This window comes from Bartonella sp. AD13SXNS (assembly GCF_042196465.1).
Classification (GTDB): Bacteria; Pseudomonadota; Alphaproteobacteria; order Rhizobiales; family Rhizobiaceae; genus Bartonella.
Map to the genome: position 1 here is coordinate 270,304 of NZ_JBHIQI010000001.1, position 23,703 is coordinate 294,006.

Below are 23,703 nucleotides of genomic sequence, written 5' to 3' on the forward strand. Positions count from 1 at the left end.
TATTGTGCCGCAAAACACTGTACTTTAGGTTAGTAATATAAGGCTCAGGTGAAATTTTACGCCTTCGGTGTTTTTGTATGAGGATGTGGTGAATATTAAACGTCCTCAGAGAGTCCTAATAGCGTAATCCCTTTCATGAAAGACAGAATGTTCCAAACAGAATATACTTGTGTGGCAAATTCTACGCTTTTTTAGAAATATTTTTCAATGCGCATCATATCTATTTCGCGGCGACGCTCATGAATGTTATAGCGGTAAAATTTCGAAGAATATAAAATCTGTAGGATACTCCTATCTTTACGCTTTTAATGAAAGTGCAAACCGGCACTCATTATGTGCTTTATATATTTTGCTCGCTTTTAATGTTGTTACAGTCCTTGGCATTAGAGAATATGAGGCTTTTTATTCTTTTTTTTGAGAGTAAATTAGTGAGATAAAGTAAACTAGTAAGATTTTGTGTAGCGTCGTTGTTATCTTGATAAAGGGGGGTGAGAGTGCATTTACATTTTTCATCACTCATTTTAGTATTTTTTGTAGGTAAAATGATCTGTTGTCAGCTTGGCATAGGTGATGATTGTAAGCTGCGTTATTCTTTATTCTCTAGTTGTAGTTTTTTAATGTTTTGCGCATAACTCTTAAACAAACAGACAGGACAATTATGATTTTTACAATTGTCTTTGTTGTTCTTTGCACAGAATCTTTAAAGGTGAAAGATGCTCCATATTCAATTTGAAAAAATAGCGCTCATAGGGATTGGTTTGATTGGATCTTCTTTAGCAAGAGTGATTAAAAAGAAAAATCTTTCAGTTCAGACTTCTATTGCAACGCGTCGTCAAGAAACACTGAAAAGAGCGCGCGAATTAGAACTTGGAGATTTTTATACAACAGATAATGCAGAGGCTGTTAAAGGTGCAGATCTCGTTATTATTTCTGTTCCTGTTGGAGCAAGTGCAGAGGTGGCAAAAGACATTCATGATCATCTAAAACAGGGGGCGATTGTAAGTGATGTTGGTTCTACAAAAGAATTGGTTATTACAGAAATGGCGCCTTTATTGCCCAAAACGGTTCATTTTATTCCAGGGCATCCTATTGCTGGAACGGAATATTCAGGTCCAGACGCTGGTTTTGCTGATTTGTTTATCAATCGCTGGTGTATTTTAACGCCTTTTGCAGATAGTGATGCGGAGGCTGTAGCACGATTGACAGCGTTTTGGGAAGCTTGTGGTGCGCGTGTCGAAAAGATGGAGCCTAAGCATCATGATCTTGTTTTGGCTATTGTTTCACATTTACCCCATTTGATTGCGTATAATACTGTTGGGACAGCGAGTGATTTAGAAAAAGTAACAAATTCAGAAGTGATTGCTTATTCTGCTTCTGGTTTTCGTGATTTTACGCGTTTGGCATCTTCTGATCCCGTTATGTGGCGGGATATTTGTTTGCATAATAAAGATGCTATTTTAGAAATGCTAGGTCGTTTTAGTGAAGGGCTTGCTTTTTTAGAACAGGCAATTCGTTTAGGGGATGGTGAAACGCTGTTTAATTTTTTTACGCGTACGCGTGCTGTACGCCGTAATATCATCGCAGCGGGACAGGAAATTGATGCCCCTGACTTTGGGCGTCATAGTCTTCCTAAAGAGAGGATGTAAATTAAGAGATTTTTGAATTTTGCGTTATTTTGCTTATTCCTATTATGCCTCTTTATTGGGATATATGTCCTTTTAAATTGTGCGTTGTGATAAAAATACAGCGCAATTCTCAATAATTTGTAGGATAATAAGTGCACTTATCTTTGTCTTTTAGTCTATGTTTTAAAATGATTTTTGACCTTTATGAGGAGTGCTTGTGGTTTTGGTTAGCTAATCGCAAAAATTAAAGCGAAATTTATGGAGATATGCTTTAATTTTGATTTATTTCATATAAATGGACATATAATTCTCATTCAAAGGATTACGATTAGAAAAAGTATAAAATCATTTTTTGAAAGATAAAATCTTTGTTCAATAATCTTTCGTATTGCTGAGAGTAAAGACCTATAAAACTCTTCTATAATTTGATTTTCACGAATATAATCTAAGAGATTTGCGAAGGGTTTTTCAGGGAGAAGGGGGTGTATGAGTTTCTGTAAATCAATGCAAAGAGTGTTGTATTATGAGTGTTGTCTCGCAAAGTATTTTATAAAAAATAGGAGAGTATTCTCTAATCGGTAGCCAGTATATTTTTCATTTTATGATATGGTTTTCTTCATAAAGCTTGTATAATTGCTGTCAATTGTAAATTAATATTCAAATCTCATGCAGCAACATGTTTGAAATAAATATTAAGATGCTTCAGTGTTTTCGTTTTTTTAGCTTTTGTATGCCTGTTTGGGGCGGGAATATCCTCTCTGTTTGATTGATCTGTTGAAGCGAGAAAACAACTTCATTTGAGAACACTATAATAAAAGAAGTAAAGGGAGAAATTCTTTTTCATCTATCTCCTTTTAATGAAATTTTACACTGTGAAAAAAAATTCATTGAAATATTTTTGCCTCACATTTTTTTTCGCGTTTTATGATTACGCTACTTAATGTAAAACAAAAGGCTTCAAACAGAATACAATTGCTTGGTACAATTTGTTGGCTTATTCTTTTCATTTTTGGGACAGAGTGAGACTTGACCGCGTGGATTATTGCCCTTTATACTAAAAAATGTTTGTTTTTAAAGTCTTGATGGTTTTTATAAAGCTTAGGATATCTGAAAAAAGGATGTTACCAGAAAGTATTGAGGTTTGTTAAAAAATATCTTTTGGTATAGCTATCGTATTTTTTGTGACGCAATAAGCCATTATTGGCGTGATAATGGAAGTGCTTTTGCAAGCCATGTTGCGCTATCAGGGCTTTTAGCATTTTTCCCTTTCTTTATTTTTGGAATATCTTTTGCTCGTTTTCTAGGGGCTTTTACCTATACACCACAAAAAATTAAAGCATTGGTGCAGTTATTGCCTGATGTCATTGCAGAGCCTTTATCTCAGGAAATTGTCAATGTTTTAACCATTCATCGAGGAGGTGTATTGACGCTTTCTGTCATTGGAGCGGCTTATTTTGCTTCTAATGGGATAGAGGCTTTGCGTACGGCTTTAAATAAAGCTTACCGTGTTACTGATCGACGGAGTTTGTTGTTTTGTCGTTTTCAAAGTCTGTTTTTTGTAATCCTTGGAGCTTTTGGTCTTGTTGTGATTAGCTTTTTATTGATTCTCGCACCTTTGCTAACCAAAATTATGCAAAATCATTCTTTTTTTATGACTGAATACATTGGTATTATTCGTTTATGGCGTTATACAGTTGCAGTCGTTATTTTGTTTATCAGTCTTTTGATTGTTCATAAATGGCTTCCAGCAGGGCGGCGGAAATTTATAGATATTTTACCAGGAATCGTGGTGACAATGTTTGTATGGTTTATGGCTTCTCTTGCTTTTGCACAATATTTGACGATGTTTGATTATATTTCAACCTATGCGGGGTTAGCATCTATTATGGTTGCCATTATTTTTCTTTACATCTTAAGCGCAATTTTTATTTTGGGAGGTGAAATAAACGCTGCAATAATGTTTTATCGTAACTATTGGCGCTCTCTTCGATGAATGAAAAAAACTGTAGATCGTACGAAAATCAAAAGATAGATAGAAGAATAAGACCTGCCATTACTTTGTTGGTTGATGCGGATGCTTGTCCTGTAAAAGATGAAATTTATCGTGTTATGAATCGTTATCAGCTTAAAACATTCATTGTCGCAAACCGTTTTCTTTCTCTTCCCGATGAAGCACTCATTGAAAGAATCGTCGTTTCTGGTGGGCTCGATAGTGCGGATGATTGGATTGTAGAACATGTACATGAGGCGAGTATCGTTATTACCAGTGATATTCCTTTAGCAGCACGGGTTGTGCAAGCTGGGGGTTTTTGTCTTTCTCCAACAGGGCGTATTTTTGATGCAAATTCAATTGGTCAAGCGTTAGCAATGCGCAATTTGATGGAAAATTTAAGAGAGCAGGGGCACGTCACAGGAGGACCGCGTTCTTTTTGTGGTACAGATCGTTCTACTTTTTTGTCAGCATTGGATTTGACTATCCAACGTTTAAAAAGGCGCGGTTATTAGGTTATTGTGCTTCTTTCATGACAGCTTTTATAAGTGCTTTGGCATCGTCATTGGCCCATGGAGCTGCACCATTATATGAAGCAATGAGATAACCATTTTTATCAACGAGAAGAGTGACGGGTAATCCTAAAGCAAGTCCTTGTTTTCTCATGTCGTTGAAGATATTCATGGTTTCATCGCGATAGTAGACTAAATTATCAGCGTGAATATCTTGCAAAAATTGCTGAATTTTTTCGGGAGAAGCTGCTTTATCGATATTAATCGCTATGACGTCGAAGTTTTCTCCACCCAATTCGCGTTTTAATTGCGCAAGTTCGGGCATTTCTGTGCGGCAGGGAACGCACCAGATAGCCCATAGATTGATGAGTATAGGTTTTCCGGTAAAATCAGCGAGTGTATGATCTTTTCTTTGAATATCCTTAAAAGAAAGATTTTTCATATCTAAGAGCGTATCAGTAAATCGCATGTGAGCAAACAAACCGGTTGCAGCTTTTTGGATTGCTGTCATTTTTTTGTCTTGTACTTTTTCGATATTTTCTTTTGAAATAAAGGTGGCATAAGAAGCACCACTCTTGTCATGATAACTTTTTATTGCGTATAAACTGATACCAACGAAGATTATGACAACAAAAAAGGATGCTATGAAAATTTGCCGCTTTTTATTTTTCTTCTTTGGACTATTAAATTTTTGAGGAATCATGATTTTTATCCTTTTTATAGGTGTTTTTAGACTATGACAGATGAGAAGTTAAAAAACCCAATGTGGGGGGGACGGTTTATTGCAGGACCTGCTGCAGTTATGGAAGAAATTAACGCCTCAATTGATGTTGATCAAAAACTCTATCGGCAAGATATTGAAGGTTCGCTTTCTCATGCTGCGATGTTAGCGCAAACAAAGATTATTTTACAGTCTGATTATGAAAAAATTTCTCATGGTTTAAAAATTATTCACCAAGAAATTGAAGAGAATAAATTTATTTTTTCACGAAAGCTTGAAGATATTCATATGAATATTGAAGCGCGGCTGAGTGCGTTGATTGGTCCTGTTGCTGGGCGTTTGCATACGGCGCGTTCACGCAATGATCAAGTGGCTGTTGATTTTCGCTTGTGGGTACGTGAAGCAACGCAAAAGATAGCACAAGCTTTAAAAGGATTGATAGAGCAATTACTTATTCGCGCAGAACAACATGTTGATACCTTTATGCCAGGCTTTACGCATTTACAATTGGCTCAACCCGTAACATTTGGCCATTATATGATGGCTTATGTTGAAATGTTTGGTCGAGATTTATCGCGGATGCGTGATGCTCTTGAGCGAATGAATGAATCCCCTTTGGGTGCTGCTGCTTTAGCAGGAACAAGTTTTCCGATTGATCGCTTTATGACAGCACAAGCACTAGGTTTTCGGGAACCTACACGCAATTCAATTGATAGTGTTTCTGATCGTGACTTTGCATTGGAGTTTTTAAGTGCTGGTGCTCTTTGTGCGATGCATCTTTCGCGTTTAGCGGAAGAAATAATTCTTTGGTCAAGTGAACAGTTTTGTTTTATTCATTTGTCAGATGCTTTTTCAACGGGTTCGTCTATTATGCCACAAAAGAGAAATCCTGATGCGGCAGAGTTAGTACGGGCGAAAGCAGGTCGATTGAATGGAGCGCTTATGGGATTGTTAACGGTGATGAAAGGATTACCGCTTGCTTATTCAAAGGATATGCAAGAAGATAAAGAATATGTATTTGATGGGGCTTTGAGTTTGGAATTATCACTAGCAGCAATGACAGGGATGATTGCTGACTTGAAAGTGAATAAAAAAGCTATGAAACAAGCAGCGGATTTGGGGTATGCAACCGCTACGGATTTTGCTGATTGGCTTGTCCGTGAGTTAGGGATTCCTTTTCGTGAAGCACATCACATAACAGGGCGTGCTGTGGCATTGGCAGAAGGAAAACAATGTCGCCTTCAGGATTTATCATTAGATGAACTTCAAGCAATTTGTCCTGATGTCAATGCGACACTTTTTGATGTTTTGACCGTTGAAAAATCTGTTGAAAGTCGCAAAAGCTTTGGGGGAACAGCACCTTCAGAGGTTCTTCGGCAAATTGCGTATTGGAAAAAGCGTCTTATAACAGCTTGAATGATTGTATTTTAAAAGAGAGCAAGATGAGGAAAGAGGACAGATGAAAATTATAATAAAGGGGTTGATGGTTGTCCTTTTTGGGGGCTTGGGTGTTGTTGGGTGTGGGCGTAAAGGGTCATTGGAGATGCCTCCTACAAGTGTGGAAAAACCTACGCAGGGAACATCTGTTGCTAAAAGTGAAGATGATAAACCTTTTATTCTTGATCGTTTGATAAAGTAGGAGGCAAGTGTGGATTTTTTCTCCTATCATCAAGGTATGCTTCATGCTGAGGGTTGTTCACTTGCTATGCTTGCACAGGAGGTGGGAACTCCTTTTTACTGTTATTCAGCCAATGCATTGGTTACACATTTTAAGGACTATCAAAGAGCATTTCAAGGGATGCCCAGTCTGATTGCTTATGCGGTTAAAGCGAATTCTAATCAAGCAGTTTTGCGGCTTTTAGCTAACAATGGAGCGGGAGCTGATGTGGTTTCAGAAGGTGAATTACGGCGTGCTCTTGCTGTTGGTATTCCGGCGCATCGTATTGTTTATTCTGGTGTTGGTAAAACCGTGAGAGAGATAGATTTTGCTCTTTCTCAGAATATTTATTGTTTTAATGTTGAATCAGAGCCGGAACTTGAACAGTTATCGCAACGCGCTGTTGCACTTTCAAAAAGAGCGCGTGTTTCATTACGCATTAATCCAGATGTTGATGCAAAGACCCATAAGAAAATTACAACAGGAAAATCTGAAAATAAATTTGGTATTCCCTTGTTGTTGGCAAGAGAGGCTTATAAAAGAGCGTCCTCTTTACCTGGATTGCAGGTTTGCGGTATTGATATGCATATTGGCAGTCAAATTTGTGATTTAAAGCCGTTTGAGGAGGCATTTATTATTATCGTAGATTTGGTGCGTCAATTGTGGAGTGATGGTTATGCAATAACGCATATAGATATTGGTGGCGGGCTTGGTATTGCCTATGGTTGTGAACAACATACCGTACCCTCCCCTTTTGATTATGCCGCGCTGGTAAAGAAGCATATTGCTCCTTTAGGGATTAATATTGTGGTGGAGCCGGGGCGGAGCATTGTGGGTCAAGCTGGTGTGTTGGTAACCTCTGTTCTCTATTTAAAAAAAGGGCAAGGGCGGAATTTTGTTATTGTGGATGCGGCGATGAATGATCTGATGCGTCCAACGCTTTATGACGCTTGGCAGAATGTCGTCCTTGTGAAACAAGCAGCAAAAGACGCCCCCCTTATTCGTGCAGATATTGTGGGTTCCGTTTGTGAGACTGGTGATTATTTAGCATTAGATCGTTGCTTGCCAATTTTGGCACCCAGTGATCTTTTGGCAATTACGCAAGCTGGGGCTTATGGTGCCGTGATGGCGAGTACTTATAATAGCAGACTTCTGGTCCCTGAAGTTCTCGTTCAAGATATGCGTTATGCAGTTATTCGTCCACGTCTTGATTATGCGCAATTGATGGGATGTGATCATATTCCTGATTGGGTTGAGCATTCTTAAATATTTTTGGTCTTATTTTTACTAAACTTTGATGGAACAATTTATTCTGGAAATTATCTTTTATGGGTTTTATGATCTTAATGCACCACGGTAAAAGGGGAAAAATGCTTGTTTATGAAAAATAAAAACATCAAAGGCTTTGCAATGAAGCTTTTGTGTGTGCGCATTTTGATGTGGGGGATCATTTCATTGGAACGGATCTGGGGTCGGTTATTACCATTTTTCCTTGTTCTTAGTCTGTTTTGTTCGTTTAGCTGGTTGGGACTTTTTGGCGTTTTGGGCTATTGGTCCCATTGGCTTTTACTCGGGGTTATGCTTGTTTGTGCTGGGGTAAGTTTATTTTTTCTTATTGGTTTTCAGTTTCCTACCATGCGGGAAGTGGATCACCGTCTTGAACGCGTCAATGGTCTTAAACACCAGCCTTTGAATATTCAGACAGATCATCTATGTTCTGAAAATGATGAAGATTTTGGTGCTGTTATTTGGCGTGAACATCAACGCCGAATGGCAAAGCAATTGTACCATTTAAAAACCGGATTTATCTCGCTTAATAGTGCGGCTTATGATCCTTTGGCTTTGAGGGCTTTGTGTGTTCTCCTTTTTGTGTGTGCTTTTAGTTTTTCTTTTGGTTCACGAGGGGGGCGTTTGACTGATGCCTTTGATTTTCGTCCTGTTGTTGATGAAAAATTCATGCGAATTGATGCTTGGGTAACACCACCTGCTTATACCGGTGTGGCACCTATTTATTTGACAAAAGATGAGAAAACACAACTGGTAATCCCTGAAGGGAGTGATGTTGTTGTGCGTGTTGTCAATGGTGCTGGTGTTACAGTAAAAGCAAAGTCTGTAGAAGATGGGAAGGAAGTTTCGTTTTTAGAGAAAAATGAAAAAACAGCTTTGAGTGATCCAATCGTTCATTTTGAAACACATTTAGAGCATTCAATCAATTTGTTTGTATCATCACGTCATAAAAAACAGCAGTGGCATTTGCAGATGATTAAGGACGCGTTTCCAACAATTCGCTGGCTGGAAAAACCAGGGCGAATTTTAACGGGGTCGTTAGAATTACGATATGAGTTAGATGATGATTATGGTGTGACAAAGGCTTTTGTTGAAATAGAGCCTTTTCTTCCTCAGAATAAAAGCGTTCCTTCTCTTTATAAAGCTCCGGAAATAGAGCTTCTTCTTCCGCGTGGTGGAAAGGGTAAAATGCGGATGGTACAAGATGTATCAGCGCATCCATGGGCGGGGTCGCAGGTCAAAATTACTTTAGTGGCAGAAGATGGTGCGGGGCAGAAAGGACGTAGCAGAACTTTTGTGATGACATTACCACAGCGTGTTTTTTCAAATCCTGTTGCGCGTGCTGTAAGTGAATTGCGTCGTTTATTAGCGCTTGATGCTTCTGCGAGAGAGCGTGTATTGGATATGCTTTCTGCTTTGCTCGTGCGTCCAGAAAAGGGGTTGAAAAATGCAACACATTTTATTGTTCTACAAAGTGCGTGGACAAAACTTTCGTTGGCTCAAACAGAAGAGGATTTGCGCGATGTGGTGGATTATTTATGGCAAATTGCTTTGGGTATTGAAGGTAATCAACTTGAATCCGTGCAAAAAAAGTTAAAACAAGCACAAGCTGCTTTACGGGATGCACTGCGTTATGGCGCCCCAGCGGCAGAAATCGAACGGCTTATGGCAGATTTACGTCAAGCTATGGATGCGTATATTCGTGCTTTGGCTGAAAAAGCGCAAGATAGTCAAGTTTCTAAAAATTCTAAAAGCTTAAAAAGTCCTAATCTTTCTGAGAATACATTACAAGAAAAGCTGAATCTCATTGAAGAAATGGCTAAAACTGGCTCTTCTTTAGCAGCTGAACAGCTCTTGGCGGAAGTTGAACAGACGCTTGATCATTTGCATGTGCAAAAAGGTAATCAAAATGAGGGAGAAAAAAGCCAATCTGCACAAATGAAAGAAAAGATGGACCAGCTTGGAGATTTAATGCGTCGTCAGCAAGAAATTCTCAATGAAACACATCAATTGGAGATGGAACAAAAACGCGGAGAAAATGTGCCTGAACAGCAAAAAAAGTCTTTAAAAAAACGTCAAGCTGAATTGCAGTCTGAATTATCAACATTAGAAAAAGAATTATCAGAACAGGGATTTGAAACAGGTGGCGCATTGAAAAGGGCAGAAGAACAAATGAATTTTGCAGAAAGTGCTCTTGATAATGGAAATCATCAGGTATCTATAAAAAATCAGTCTGATGCTTTGGAATCTTTGCGGCAAGGTGCACAAAATGTTTTGAAAAAAATGCGCGAAACACTCAAAGAAACGGGAAATGATCAAAATGCTGATTCTGGTCCTAAAGATCCGTTAGGGCGTCCACTTTCTTCAAAAACAGATGAAGAACAAGAAGGTGAGGCGCTCCCACAAGAAAGTGATCAAATGCGTACGCGGCAAATTTTGGATGAAATTCGCAAACGCCTTGGTAAGGAGCATATTTCAGAAGAAGAAAAAAACTATCTTGAAAGATTACTTCATTTTCATTAATCAATATTGGCTTTTTTCTTCATTGATGTCAGAAGCAGTGTGTGAAAAACCTCTATGGAGTTCATCTTCAAAGAAAATAATTAAAGCACTTGTAACGCGATAATCATTCTGTTGTACTGCTTTTTTAATCATTTAAGTTTAAAATATGAAATATTGAAGTGTTCGCTATTGCGGAGAAAGAGCAGAAGTCCATATAAGTTGGATATATGAAAATCTGTAATGTTTGAAATTTGTTTCTACATGGTATATTGAGTTGGATATCGTTACGCTGAAAGATTTTTATGCTTCTGCACTTGGGCTGCGTGTGCAAAAGACGCTGTGTGACCAATTAAATTTATGGTGGCCTGATCTTACGGATAAACGGATTATGGGGTTGGGTTATGCGATTCCTTATCTTTCTGTATTGCGTGAACGTACCCGACAATGTTTTGCTTTTATGCCAGCTGTTCAGGGTGCTTCGCCTTGGCCTTGTGCTGAGAAAGTTGCTACAGCGCTTGTTTTTGAAGAAGATTTGCCGCTTCCTGATGCGTCAGTTGATTGTATTTTATTGGTTCATGCATTAGAATATACAGAAAATTCATTTGAAACGTTGAATGAAATATGGCGTGTTTTAGCACCCAATGGTCATTTGATCGTTATTGTTCCTAATCGCTCTGGCTTTTGGGCGCGCAATACGACTACGCCTTTTGGTTATGGCGAACCTTATAGTCCACAACAGATTATTCGTTTGTTCGAAAAAACAAATTTTATTTCTGGACCAATACAAGAAATTGTACATTATATGCCCTCTACAGGTTATAGTTCGCGCTTGTTTTCATTTTTTTATGAGCCATTTGCACGCCATCTTTTGCCTTATTTTGGTGGACTCTTAATGTGTCAAGCACAAAAACGTGTTTATCAAGGTTTGCTGGTACAGCGTCGTCAGTCGCGGCGTATTTTTATTCCTGCTTTATCACCACAGACAAGAAATATTTTAATTTATAAAGATAATTAATCATTTTGCCATTGGCATAGGAACCGCAAATATAGGAGAATTCTCTTATGTCAAATTACCCTCATATTGAATCAAACAAAATCATTTTCTTGTACGTCGCAAGTGGGTGGGCCATGTAGGGAAAATTGGATAAGAAAAAACATGCTTCTTATGGACTGTCTCAAGAGCTGTAGGGTTATCGCAACATTTTAGAGCAAGCTCAAGTGTGTGATGGTACTAGCTTACCCTTTTATTAAGTATAAAGATAGTTGTGCTTAATGGTTGTCTTTATCGTTAGGATAAACAGATTATATAATTAATTATTTTGTTTTTTTAAGAGGAGATAAGTAAAGGATGGAGGAAAAATATAAGAAATATTCTCTCAATTTAGGCGAGTAAATGTGAGGTAAAGCAGTGCGTGAAGCGGTATCTTTAAAAAAACAATGATAAATATCAATATTCTAAAGAAAATGATTATGATAAAGAATGTTGCTACAAGATATTACGATTGTTTGTAGACGAAATATATTTAAAATTTTAAAGGGAGCAAAAACATATGAAGCAGAAGCTGCAAAGTATGTCGTAAAAGCATTTCTGTTGCGGGTTTTCGTGTTGGAATATTTTCATAAGGGAGGGTGATATTTTGTCATAAGAACGCTGATAAGGGAAGTTCTATACGGCATTACTCAAATTGCATATAAGCATTTTTTTTCATCTTGTTTGTATTTTAATTGAAAGATATTAAAATTATTTTTGAAACAGTAAATATCAAATTAGAGGTTTAAACAATAACCATTTTGATCTGTCATGAGAATTTGTGCATTGGAGGGATCTTTTTCGATTTTTTGTCGTAAACGATAAATATGGGTTTCTAAAGTATGGGTGATAACATTTTCATTATAACCCCAAACTTGTTCTAACAATGTTTCACGGCTGACAATTTTATCATTGGCGTAATAGAGGCACTTAAGAATCGCTGCTTCTTTTTCTGTGAGACGGATTTTATTGTTGTTCTGATCAAGAAGGAGTTTTTGCCCTAGTTTAAAAGTATGGTGACCAATTTGAAAGGTCGCATCTTCATTTTGTTCATATTGACGTAACTGTGCTCGAATTCGCGCTAATAACACCGCAAAGCGAAAGGGTTTTGTCACATAATCATTGGCACCTGTTTCAAGATCTAAAATGGTGTCGCAGTCTGTATCATAATTTGTTATCATGATAATGGGAGCACGAAATCCTTGAGTGCGTAATTGTTTAACGGCTTTGCGACCATCAAGATCAGGAAGTTCAAGTCCCAAAATAGCGAGATCAATATTTTTTTCTTGGATTATTTTCATTCCTGCTTCAGCTGTGTTTTCTTGGAAAATTTCAAACTCTTGATGCATTTGTAATTGTTCTACCAAAACGGGACGTAGATCATCATCTTCAATGATTAAAAGAGTATAGTGATTCATGTTTTTCCTTATAGGCATGTTGATGTACTGATTGGTGAAGTAGTTTCACGAAAAATGAGATTTCATGCAAGAAAAATTAAAAGAGGAAAATTAAAAAAAGTCTTTGAAAAAATAAACTTTTATAATTTCTATGGTTGCTTGCTGAAAAAAGGTGTTTCCGTTTGCAGAGTATTTTACGTATTGGTTGGAAGCGTTTTTTTATGCTCTAGAACGTGTTTTAGCCATTGAGATGTCAATCATCTTTACGCTTATAGAGAAACAAGCTAGCACTATCATTCACTTTGCCAGCTCGTGGGTGTTTCGGACAGTCCTTGGCACTTGAGACTCTTCATAAGAGGAATTTTTAGTCCTTTCTTTCACGTTTTTTATCTATACGGGATTTTCCCCGCTTGTAATGTGCAAGCAAATAGCTTTTGATTGATTCAATATAAACAGGTTGGGAATGAGAGAATCCAGCGGCATGAGAGGCTCTCATCCAACATGCAAAACAATGAACACTCAATATGATGCGTTTTTTAAGCGTGAAGAGAACTGTGCAACACCTAGCAGATATGCACTGTTTAGGAGAATTTCACGGTCATTTTTATTGTTTTTTATCCACGTTCAGTTTTGTTTTTTGTTGCATTTGTGTGCGAAGGGGTCTGTGTGTTATGTTCGTGGTGTTGCTTATTATAATCGTTGCTTAAGCTTTACATTTGGTCGCAATGCCTAAAAAATACCTAATGAAGGAGGGGCAGTTTTGGGGCATTTTATCTTGAGAAGAGTGCAGAATGAAAAATGATAAGGAAGAGTATCCTATTTATGTATTTAGCGTGAAAACACATCAATAGAGAGGGATGCCTTGTGCGACATGAAGTGCTTTTTCATATGAGTCTAACGGTAAATCCATCGAACACTCCCATCTTTACGCTTATGAACAAGTAAGCCGGATCATACACTTTGCCAGCTCGTGGGTGTTGTCGAGACAGCCCTTAGCACTTAAGACGGTTCATAAGAGCCATTTTCACTCCTTTCTTTAACAATTTGTATTCACACACTCATCCCGCTTTTTATGTGCAAGAAAGTGGTTTTAATTGATTCAACAGGGGACAAATTTGAAATGAGAGAATCTTACGATATTCGGGACTCTTATTCAACATGCAAAACAGTAATTTATCATTATAAATCAATGTATTATTAATGAATAAAATTTATTGTTTTAAGATAAAAGCATTTCCTTCTTAAGGTTGCCCATCAAACAGACTTCTGTCCATTCCTCTTCTGTCACGGGTTGTACTGATAAGCGGCTGGCCTTGACCAACACCATATTTGCTAGTTTAGGATTGGCTTTGATTTGTTTTAATGAAACAGGTGTTGGCATGTCATAAAGTGCTCGGATATCCACACATTCCCAGCGTGGATCAGAGCTTGTAGAATCAGGGTGTGCTTCAGCACATATTTCTACAATTCCTACAATTTCTAAACCTTTATTTGAGTGATAAAAAAAACCTTTATCACCATATTTCATAGCGCGCATATTGTTACGGGCTTGATAATTGCGTACACCATCCCATTGTTCGCCATTAACTCCTTTTTTCTTTTGCATCTCCCATGACCATTTATGGGGTTCAGATTTAAAAAGCCAATAAGCCATGTGTTCACCTTTTTCATAGATTGTTATGCATTCGTCATGTCCAATTTTTTATAAGTATCTTTGTCATATCATCAAGGGTGATTTTTAAAATGGAGTAAAGAACGGGCATTATCTGTTTTTTCTTATTTCAAAATAATTTGTAGTAGAAAAACGCACTCCATTGATACTTTATGGTGTATAAAGGTATTTTACTTATCTTGTAGCAGAAAAATATATCAGTGTATCGAAGAATAGACTTAAAATTGCTCAGCCATGTGGAGGCTCAATCATCTTCTCAGCGACGGTTTGAAACGCAGTTACTATAGGATCATTGGAGCATTGCGTTGGAGAAAATTTGGCAAAAAAATTGATTCTAAAAAGTTTTAAGATTACAATGGCAATGAAACAAACAAAAGGTCAAAGGTGATAATGTCAAAGGATGGCTTGATATTATGCTTTGTGGGATAGAGTGCGTCTTATTATGCCGTGAAACCGTAAAATCCATTGTGTACCTCCATCTTTACGCTTATGGAGTAACAAGCCGGCACCATCATTATATTTGCCAGCTCCCAATGTTGGGACAGCCCTTGCATTAAGACGGTTCATAAGAGCCATTTTTAGTCCTTTCTTATATAAATTTTATCCACACACTCATCCCGCTTGTGATGTGCAAGGGAATGGTTTTGATTGATGCAATATAAACAGATTTGAAATGAGAGAATCCTACGTTATTCGAGACTCTCATTCAACATACAAACAGTGAATTATCATTATAAATAAATGCCTTGAATACTTCATTTAAGGTGTGTGATATAAGGCTGTTTTCTTGAGACTGAAGTGTTTTTAGAATGTGTGGTCAATATTGAGGTTTTTGTATCGAGCTTTGAGTTAAGTGAATTGTGTGATTTGGAAGCCAAGGGAAATTCGCTTGATAAGAAATTCGGACTGTTTACAGATTCAGATTGAGTGGAAGTCTTCTTTCTTTGAGAGATGACAATTTTCTTATGCTTTTGTTCCACGGCGTCCCATCCCAATCAAGGGGAGGGCTTTTTCATCTAATGGCCAGCGTGAGCGAGGAGCAATATCAAGAGGGCTTGTTTCTCCTCGTACAAGCTTTTGTGCACCAGCAAAAGCAATCATCGCAGCATTATCGGTACACAAGGAAAGAGGAGGGGCTATAAATTCAAAACCATGTTGATGGGCAAGTTCTTGCAATGTAGAGCGAATGGCTTGGTTTGCGGCAACGCCGCCCGCAACAACTAAAGCAGGAGAACGCCTTTCTTGATTATCAGAGAGAGGATATTGGTGGGTAAAGTGTTGTAAAGCTAGGTGAACACGATCACGTACCGTATCAGTCACAGCGGCTTGAAAACTTGCGGCAATGTCAGCAATATCATTTTCTGTAAGGGGAGCTATGGCTGTTGCGGCTTGTCGAACAGCAGTTTTGAGTCCTGAAAAAGAAAAATCTAACCGTTTTTCACCTTTTAAAGGTCGTGGAAGAGGGATGCGATTTTTATCACCCAATAAAGCAGCTTTTTCAAGTGCTGGTCCACCAGGATAAGGAAGACCTAAAAGTTTTGCTGTTTTATCAAAGGCTTCTCCTAATGCATCATCAATGGTGGTTCCTAAACGCTGGTAGTTTCCTACTCCATGAACAAGGATTGTTTGTGTATGGCCACCTGAAACTAAAAGTAATAAATAAGGAAAGTTGACATTGTGCGTCAACACAGCTGTTAAAGCATGTCCCTCTAAGTGATTTATGGCAATAAATGGTTTTCCAGTAGCAAGAGAGAGTGCTTTTGCGCTCATAACCCCTACCAACAGTCCTCCTATCAAACCAGGTCCACTGGTGGCTGCAATGCCATCAATATCTTTTAATTTTGTGTTTGCTTCTGTTAGTGCTTGCAGAATTAAACGATCAAGAACTTCAACATGGGCACGAGCAGCAATTTCAGGAACAACACCGCCGTAAGGTGCATGGTGATCAATTTGACTCCAAACAACATTGGAAAGAATTCGGCTGTTTGATTCATTGTTATATTCAATAACAGCCGCTGCCGTTTCATCACAACTTGTTTCTATTCCCAGCAGACGCATTTTAAACAAAACCTTATATTGAAGCTTCTTTCCTGCGTGCGTACCATGAACAGAAAAAGATGCAAAGTATTTCTCTTAGAATTGATTTTTCTATGAAAAATATGTGTTTTGGCATTTTCTTTGAATTTTATGATATCGTTGATTAAAAAATAAAGCTGTATTTTCGAGTATAAAATGCAAATGTTTTTTTAAAACTTGTCTATTAAAGTCTATAATTGTAACTATTCTTGAGAAAAATGAGTTTTGGAAAATTTCTGTAAATTTATACTCTTTCGAAGATATTTGAGAAAAGCTTCATTTTTAAAACTTTTTTCATTTTATTATTTTATTTTTGAAAAAAGTGTGCACAAAAAGTGACAGAGATGGTCGATTCTTCAAAACCAAAAGTTAAATCACATTATACTGGTACGCGCCGTAAGAAACCAGTTATTGAACATGAAGCTATACCCCATGATTCAGAGGAAAAAATCCACAATTCTGTAGAATCTCCTGCGCGAGAAAAACAGAATATGCAAGGTCAGGATAAAAGTACCTCTAGTACAACTTGGCTTTTCTTGTCCCTTTCTGGGATTTTGGGGGGATTCATTGCTTTGGGAATTTTTATGGGGCTTCAATGGGCTGGTTTTTTTCCTTCTCCTTTTGTGGCAAATTCTGCTGGGGAGGAAAAAGCCTTGCAGATTGCTGAAGCCGCAAAAAGTCAAAGTGAAGACACAAAGGAACAATTGAGCCGGGTCTTTCAAGAAATCGATGCGTTAAAAACAGAGTTTTCTTCTTTTTCATCACAACAGTTTAAAACAACGAAAAATGATGAACTATCGAAAGAAGAAAGCAAAAAAGCTTTTGCAATTTTAGAGGAAAAAGTAAAAGCTCTTGAAGAAACTGTACAAACTTTTGTTAGAGAGTCGAAAGAGATAGAGACGGCTTTGTCTGTTGGGCAGAGCAACGCAAATGATCTTGCTGCGTTAAAACAACAGTTAGAAGCACTACAGGAAGAAACTGCTGTTAAAAATAGTAAGAAAAAAGAAATAGATACCGCGCTCTTTACTGCAATTAGTTCATTAAAAAATGCTGTAGAGCGTGGTGGATCTTATAATAATGAATTAAAGCTGTTGCAGCAACTATCGCCTTCGATTAATGGAATTGATTTGTTACAAAAAACAGCTACTGTGGGTCTTCCAAGCTCAGCACAACTTTCAGTTGATTTTGCTTATGTTGCTGATGCAATTGTTGGTACGCAAAATCTTGTTACGTCAAATGCTGGTTTTTTTGACAGAATTTTAGCTTGGATAAAAGGGCTCATTGTTTCGCGACCGATTGGAAATGTTGAAGGGACAACGCTGGAAGCTATTGCGGCGCGCATGGAAGTTGCCATTCAAACCGGTGATTACGAAAAGGCTTTGAGCGAATGGCAATCATTGCCCCAAAGTGCAAAAGATGTTTCAGAGGATTTTGTTAAGCAGCTTGAAAGACATATTGCTATTCAACAGTTGTTGCAGCAATTGTTATTGTCTGTACAACAAGGATCTTTTAAAGCAACAAAGATGTAAATAGGCTCCAGATGATTCGTGTTTTTATTTATATTTTTGTTGTTTGTATCCTCGGTTTAGCTTTCGGGTGGGTTGCTAACCACAACGGTGTTTTTGTCCTCACATTTTTGCATTTCAGATTTTCTGCTTCATTTCTTACAGTGTTAAGTGTGCTTATTTTGCTTTTTGCAATGCTGGTGCTTTTATGGTGGTTATTATCGTTCTTTTTTTCCATACCTAGTGCTCTTTCCAATTATTTTTATAAACGCTATCAAAAGCGCGGTTATGAAGCTCTTTCAAAGGGGATTCTTGCAACCTTTGCTGGTGATGCTATGGTAGCGCAAGAAATGGAAGCACGGGTTGCTAAATATCTTGCAGGGAAACAAGAGCCATTGGTAAAATTTTTACAAGCACAAACCTTGTCTTTACAAAATAACTCTGCTCGCGCCATCGGTCTTTACGAGGAAATGAGAAAGGAAGATTCGACAAAATTAGTTGGACTTTATGGTTTGTTTCGTGAAGCGATGAAGAGTAAAGCTTATGAGGCAGCACAACAATATGCCGAAGAGGCACTGACTTTATCGCCAGCACTTTTATGGGCGCATCAGGTGGTGCTTGATCGGTTAAGTGCTGAGGGTAAATGGGATAAGGCACTTACTGTTTTTGAAAGAGCAAATAAAGCTCTCCCGCGTTCTGTTCGCTCGACTCCAGAGCGGCAGCATATGCAGGTTTTATTGTTAAGTGGGCAGGCACTTCATTTGTTTGATACACATCCTGTACAAGCACGTGCTGTAATTTTGAAAGCCCATAAATTGGCGCCTGATTTTGTTCCAATAACAGTTATTGCTGCTGATATTCTTTATAAATTAAATGAAACGCGTAAAGCGGATAAAATGATTATAGCGGCTTGGCAAAAGGATCCTCATCCTGATTTGGGGATGCTTTATCTTGAAAGAGAAGAAGGAGCCATTGGGCGATTGAAAAGGGCTGAGACACTTGCTTCTTATAATAAAGAGGCATTTGAGTCGGCTTTTCTTCTTGCTAAAGCAGCTTTGGATGCTGGTGAAACGGCATTAGCAAGAGAGCAGGCACAAAAAGCATTGCAGTGTCATCCACGGGAAAGTGTTTATTTATTATTGGCAGATATTGAAGAAGCACAGGGAAATAATCAAGGCGCTGTGCGTCAATGGCTTTCTTTAGCACTTCGTGCTGAACGTGATCCAGTATGGATGTGTGATGGGTCTATTTTTTCTTCTTGGTCAGCTGTTTCTCCAATCAGTGGACGTTTAGGCTGTTTTGAATGGAAAGCGCCTCCTTGTGCACCTTCTCTCACATTAGAGGCGGCTAATCGTGTGCAGAAAAAAGAAGATAAAGAAGACATTATGGGAAAAAGTGATGGTATTGAAGATAAGAAGCTTGAAAAATTAACACCTATAGATGATTCTCTTTTGCATAATGCGCAGGTGGAAAAACAAGATATGAAAGAACAAGATGTAAAAATGTTCAGTCAAACTCACTTAAATGTTGATGACCCAGGGGTTAAAACAGAAGAAGAAACGTCTTTAACGAGGAAAAAATTTCGTTTATTTTAAATTACATCAATATGGTAGTATGAGCGTTTTTTCAGAAGAAACAATTGACCTAGAAGAAAAAATATCGTTAGTCTTGTCCAATAAAATTATTCTCTTATGCTTTAAAAATAAAGTTTTGCTTGGTAGCAGAGGTGATTGGTTAAAAAATGTTTTTAAATCAGAGATGTCTTGATAAAAAACAAAAAAATAACAAACCAAGGATTGCTGTCGTTATTCATCGGCGCTCTACCTATACTGGTCGTTTGGGAAAATTTTTACAACAAAATGGTTTTGTTCTTGATATTTATCGTCCTATTTTTGGACAAAAGCTTCCTGATACATTAGAGCATTATGCTGGCGTTGTTATTTTAGGGGGACCGATGAGTGTGAATGACAGCGAAGCTTATATTGGTGAGGAAATTGACTGGATTTCGTTGTTGCTAAAGGAAAATAAGCCTTTTTTGGGTATTTGTCTTGGAGCACAAATGTTAGCGCGCAATCTAGGCGCGCGCGTTGGTACAAGAAGTGATGGAACCGTTGAAGTGGGTTGGTATCCACTAGAAGCAACCCCACAAGGGAAAGAATTGATGAATTGGCCAGAAATGGTCTACCATTTCCATGATGAGGGTATTTATGATTTACCGAAAGAGGCGATGCTTTTGGCAACAGGGCATACGTATCCTACACAAGCTTTTCGTTATGGAAACAATGCATGGGGTTTGCAATTTCATGCTGAATTTACACGTGCTATGATGCGGCGTTTGGTTGTACGTTCGGCACATAAATTGACTGAAAAAGGTGCTCAACCTGCTTGTGCACATTTGAAAGGTCGTTTAATCTATGATCGAGCTTTGAGCCAATGGTTTGAAGGTGCATTACGCCAGATTTTTTGTACACCGACCGCACTTGTGTGATTGTTGGCAACGCTTTGGTTTATATAGGTAATTTACTGTTTTGAATATTGAATGAGAATCCTGAATATAGTAAGGTTTTCTCATTCCAAACCTGTGTATGTTGACTCAATAAAAACCTCTTGCTTGCATATTACAAGTAGGGCTGACGTGTGGGCAAAAACTGTATAAGAAAAGACTAAAAATGCCTCTTATAAACTGTCTTAAGTGCCAAGGGCTGTTGCAACATTTGGGGGTTAGCCAAATATAATGATGGTGCTGGCTTGCTCTTCCATAAGCGTAAAGATGGAGGGGCTCAATGGCTTTATCGTTAAGAGACATTATTCATTATCATTTTTGTTGTGCTATAAAACAGTATGGTTGAAGACTGAGATAGAAGGCCTATGTAAAACTTTACACATGAGGTATTTTTTGTTAAAGGGTATAATCATTCTTCTTAAGAAAACCTTGTTGAGTTTATGAGATACAGTACTTTAGAACGATGTATGGGGTCTTCTTGAAGTGACCAGTAGATAAAATCCGGTCGATTAAGAAGGTGGATTGTGTATAAACTGACCGGGGTTAGAAATCTTTGTCCTTTTTAGGGTGGGAGAAAGTTAAGAGATAAAGAAAGTTTTAATGTTGTCCAAATCCTCTCAATTACCATTAAGACGAAAAAGTTTTTCTTTAAGCTATTTAATTTTTGGGCTTTTTTGTTTTGCTCTAATATTTATTTATAGCGCACTCTGGTTTTTTTTTCACGTAAAATAGAAGACCATGTTTCTGATATATTCGCAAAAGTATCTTCCCATAATATGGCGGTGGTATGCGAGAATGTACGCAGGGGTGGTTATCCTTTACGTGTCGGTGTTATTTGTGATAAGTTTCAATTTTCTTGGCCTTTACATGGGGTTTCTTTATCGACGGGGCGTTTGACGGCTGGTGCACCAATTTATTCACCTTATTTGGTCGAGTTTAATGTTCATTCTCCTGCATCGATTGTTTTTTCTGGAAAAGCTCCCATAGTATCCCGTTGGCGCAATTTGGTGATTGAAACAGAACCTTATTGGAAAACGGGTGAGACATTGAAGTTGATAACTGAAGGGCTTGAGATTTCATTTCTTTCCTCTTCCCTTGAAGATCAAAAGCTTCAAGAAGCATTAGGAGCACAAACAACAGATAAAAAAACAACACAAGAAAATATTGAAGATTCGGCATCTTTGCAAAATACGCATGACGTAATTATTCAGCCATTAGAACCAAAAGATGCCTCCCAAAAAATAACGGCAGAATTTTTCCGACTTGATCTTAAACATGAAAAGAATCATTTATCGGGACATATAACTTTTGATGGTTTTGATGCTTCTCTCTTTTTTACATCTTCTTTTGTTGATATTCCTAAAATTGATGGCAATTTGAAATGGATTTTGAATGATGTCTCTCTTCTATCTGAAAATGAAGGAAAAAATTGGCAACAGCGATTGTATGGAAAAAGTGGACTTTTAAAGCATAGCGAGTTGGCTTTTCATACAGGTGGTGCGGTACGTATTAGTGGACCTTTTTCTTTTGATGATGAAGGATATTTGACAGCAAAATTTGAACTTGTCTTTGTTCAGTCCATGAAGCTTCTTGACACTCTGCAGCGCTTATTTCCTGCGCAAGCCAATAGTCTTCAGGCGTTATTTTTTATTTTGGGTGCTTTTCCTAAAAACGCGGATGGCGCCCCCGTTCTTCCTTTGCTCATTAACAAAGGGTGGGTAAAACTAGGATTTTTAAAACTTGGTCGTCTTGCTCCGCTTTAGATATTGTACCGAAGTCTTTTTTCATTTTTACTACCAAATTTCGATTTTTTCTGATTTTCACACTTTTTTGCAATTTTAGAGTGTCAAAATCTATTTTAACAAAATACGTATTTAATGGTAAAAAAATAGCTATAAAAATAAAAAATTACCACCTACTCCTAACTCGTCCAACCTTTTTTCACTTAGTACAAAATCTTATGTCAAACTACATATAACAACAGTGTTTGTATGGAAAAAGTGGCATTTTAAAATATGCTGAATTGCCTTTTTATACAGGTGGTGTGGTACTTGTTAGGAACCTTTTTCTTTATATATGGAATGAGCATATTGCATATATCTGTTTGGGAGTAACCTCTTAAAACAAGTAAACAGGCTAGCTGGAGGAGAATATGAAGTTGTAAAGGGAAAAATCAACATCCATCTTTACTGTCATTTTTTATTTGATTTTACGCATTTCAAAAGCAGTTACAGTTATATCTTTTAAATAATGGATTAAGCTTATCCTTTTATTTCTGATGTTTTTTAATGAAGCCATATGTCTTCCACGTAAAACAGAATATATTTGTATTGCATATTTACGCATTTGTTAAAAAAATATTTCTCAGTAATTCTTGTTTCACGATGTCGTCTATGAATGGTATAACGATAAAGCCATTAAGGGCTATCATCTTTTCGGTTATGGAGTAATAAGATAAGGGGCAACACCATCATATTATATTTGCTAACTCCCAATGTTACTGCAGCTTTTGGCACTTGGGGCGGTTTATGAGGGGCATTTTTAGTCCTTTCTTTACTGTTTTTATCTATTCGGCTTTCCCATTTGCAATATGCAAGGGGAAATGGAGTTAATTGATTGAATATAAATAGATTTGAAATAAAAGAAATCGAAGATATCGTAACGCTTTTTCAATATACAAAATGATAAAATTATGATTGTAAATCAAAACATTATACTTTTATAATGAAGGATATTTGACAGCAAAATTTGAACTTATCTTTGTTCAGCTCATGGAGCTTCTTGACGCTTTGAACACTTGTTTCCCGCGCAAGCCAATAATCTTTAAGGGTTATTTTTTATTTTTGGTACTTGCTTAATGGGATCATGCCCTGCACGAAAAATAGAACACTCCAAACCAACTTAGGTTGCATATTCACGGGCTTTTTTAAAAGAGATATGTTGCAACCGCTTCCAAGCTCATTTCCCGATGGTGCTCGTAAATGGTATACCGAATCCATTGAGCACTCTCATCTTTACGCTTATGAAGGAGTACATACACCATCACACATTTTGCCAACCTCTAGTGTTGCGACAGTTTTTGGCATTTGAGACGATTCATAAGAGATATTTTTAATCTTTTCTTGTACAGTTTTATCTATACACTTATTCTGCTTGTGATGTGAAAACGAAAGGTTTTGGTTGATTCAACAAAACAGACTTGAAATGAAAGAATCTTATGAGATTT

The 23,703-nt window shown here is 37.5% G+C and carries 17 protein-coding genes and 1 pseudogene; 13 read left to right on the plus strand and 5 right to left on the minus strand.

Translation table 11 applies throughout. The features are described from left to right. The first annotated feature begins 713 nt into the window (after nt 1–713). The 3 genes from ACFIMQ_RS00990 (at nt 714) to ACFIMQ_RS01000 (ending at nt 4,130) form a co-directional block, all read left to right on the plus strand. Nucleotides 714–1,646 (plus strand): prephenate/arogenate dehydrogenase family protein, encoded by a 933-nt coding sequence (locus ACFIMQ_RS00990; RefSeq protein ID WP_375615709.1) that lies wholly within the window; start codon nt 714–716, stop codon nt 1,644–1,646. Nucleotides 1,647–2,766: 1,120 nt separating this feature from the next. Further along, the gene (locus ACFIMQ_RS00995; RefSeq protein ID WP_375703212.1) at nt 2,767–3,618 is read left to right on the plus strand and encodes a YihY/virulence factor BrkB family protein; all 852 of its coding nucleotides are present in this window, start codon (nt 2,767–2,769) and stop codon (nt 3,616–3,618) included. Continuing rightward, nucleotides 3,615–4,130, plus strand: a complete 516-nt coding sequence (locus tag ACFIMQ_RS01000) for a YaiI/YqxD family protein (protein WP_375615711.1) — start codon at nt 3,615–3,617, stop codon at nt 4,128–4,130. Before ACFIMQ_RS00995 ends, ACFIMQ_RS01000 begins: the two co-directional genes overlap by 4 nt. A 1-nt stretch (nt 4,131) precedes the next feature. On the opposite strand, the gene ACFIMQ_RS01005 is transcribed toward ACFIMQ_RS01000, so the two are convergent. After that, nucleotides 4,132–4,830: a TlpA disulfide reductase family protein gene (locus ACFIMQ_RS01005; protein ID WP_375703213.1), complete on the minus strand. Its 699-nt coding sequence runs from the start codon at nt 4,828–4,830 to the stop codon at nt 4,132–4,134. Between the two features lie 33 nt (nt 4,831–4,863). On the opposite strand from ACFIMQ_RS01005, the gene argH reads away from it, so the two are divergent. The 5 genes from argH (at nt 4,864) to ACFIMQ_RS01030 (ending at nt 11,309) form a co-directional block, all read left to right on the plus strand. Then, complete coding sequence (argH, locus tag ACFIMQ_RS01010) at nt 4,864–6,264, plus strand: argininosuccinate lyase (protein ID WP_375615713.1); 1,401 nt, start codon at nt 4,864–4,866, stop codon at nt 6,262–6,264. Between the two features lie 43 nt (nt 6,265–6,307). After that, the gene (locus ACFIMQ_RS01015; protein ID WP_375615714.1) at nt 6,308–6,487 is read left to right on the plus strand and encodes an LPS translocon maturation chaperone LptM; all 180 of its coding nucleotides are present in this window, start codon (nt 6,308–6,310) and stop codon (nt 6,485–6,487) included. A gap of 9 nt (nt 6,488–6,496) precedes the next feature. Beyond that, on the plus strand, nt 6,497–7,771 hold the full coding sequence (gene lysA, locus ACFIMQ_RS01020; RefSeq protein ID WP_375615715.1) for a diaminopimelate decarboxylase: 1,275 nt from the start codon (nt 6,497–6,499) through the stop codon (nt 7,769–7,771). 114 nt (nt 7,772–7,885) lie between these two features. Continuing rightward, nucleotides 7,886–10,315 (plus strand): TIGR02302 family protein, encoded by a 2,430-nt coding sequence (locus ACFIMQ_RS01025; protein ID WP_375703214.1) that lies wholly within the window; start codon nt 7,886–7,888, stop codon nt 10,313–10,315. 223 nt (nt 10,316–10,538) lie between these two features. Continuing rightward, a complete protein-coding gene (locus tag ACFIMQ_RS01030; protein WP_375703215.1) occupies nt 10,539–11,309 on the plus strand; it encodes a class I SAM-dependent methyltransferase in 771 nt (256 codons plus the stop codon). A 752-nt stretch (nt 11,310–12,061) separates the two neighbouring features. Here ACFIMQ_RS01030 and ACFIMQ_RS01035 read toward each other — a convergent pair. From ACFIMQ_RS01035 to tsaD, 4 genes and pseudogenes are all read right to left on the minus strand, one after another. Then, nucleotides 12,062–12,742 carry a response regulator transcription factor gene (locus ACFIMQ_RS01035; protein WP_375615718.1) on the minus strand — a complete coding sequence of 227 codons (681 nt, stop codon included), beginning with the start codon at nt 12,740–12,742 and terminating at the stop codon, nt 12,062–12,064. Nucleotides 12,743–13,940: 1,198 nt separating this feature from the next. Next, nucleotides 13,941–14,375, minus strand: coding sequence for an EVE domain-containing protein (locus tag ACFIMQ_RS01040; protein ID WP_375615719.1), 435 nt, complete (start codon nt 14,373–14,375; stop codon nt 13,941–13,943). A gap of 462 nt (nt 14,376–14,837) precedes the next feature. Next, nucleotides 14,838–14,969 (minus strand): annotated as a pseudogene (locus ACFIMQ_RS01045) (integrase); the annotation flags it as partial. Between the two features lie 387 nt (nt 14,970–15,356). Continuing rightward, complete coding sequence (gene tsaD, locus ACFIMQ_RS01050) at nt 15,357–16,451, minus strand: tRNA (adenosine(37)-N6)-threonylcarbamoyltransferase complex transferase subunit TsaD (RefSeq protein ID WP_375615720.1); 1,095 nt, start codon at nt 16,449–16,451, stop codon at nt 15,357–15,359. A gap of 362 nt (nt 16,452–16,813) precedes the next feature. On the opposite strand from tsaD, the gene ACFIMQ_RS01055 reads away from it, so the two are divergent. From ACFIMQ_RS01055 to ACFIMQ_RS01075, 5 genes are all read left to right on the plus strand, one after another. Beyond that, complete coding sequence (locus ACFIMQ_RS01055; RefSeq protein ID WP_375615721.1) at nt 16,814–17,998, plus strand: mitofilin family membrane protein; 1,185 nt, start codon at nt 16,814–16,816, stop codon at nt 17,996–17,998. 11 nt (nt 17,999–18,009) lie between these two features. Beyond that, nucleotides 18,010–19,569, plus strand: coding sequence for a heme biosynthesis protein HemY (locus ACFIMQ_RS01060; protein ID WP_375615722.1), 1,560 nt, complete (start codon nt 18,010–18,012; stop codon nt 19,567–19,569). 146 nt (nt 19,570–19,715) lie between these two features. Further along, entirely contained in the window at nt 19,716–20,462 is a 747-nt protein-coding gene (locus tag ACFIMQ_RS01065) for a glutamine amidotransferase (RefSeq protein WP_375615723.1), read from the plus strand. A gap of 791 nt (nt 20,463–21,253) precedes the next feature. After that, nucleotides 21,254–22,240: a DUF2125 domain-containing protein gene (locus tag ACFIMQ_RS01070; RefSeq protein ID WP_375615724.1), complete on the plus strand. Its 987-nt coding sequence runs from the start codon at nt 21,254–21,256 to the stop codon at nt 22,238–22,240. A 1,174-nt stretch (nt 22,241–23,414) separates the two neighbouring features. Further along, nucleotides 23,415–23,567, plus strand: a complete 153-nt coding sequence (locus tag ACFIMQ_RS01075; protein ID WP_375615725.1) for a hypothetical protein — start codon at nt 23,415–23,417, stop codon at nt 23,565–23,567. The last annotated feature ends 136 nt before the right edge of the window (nt 23,568–23,703 follow it).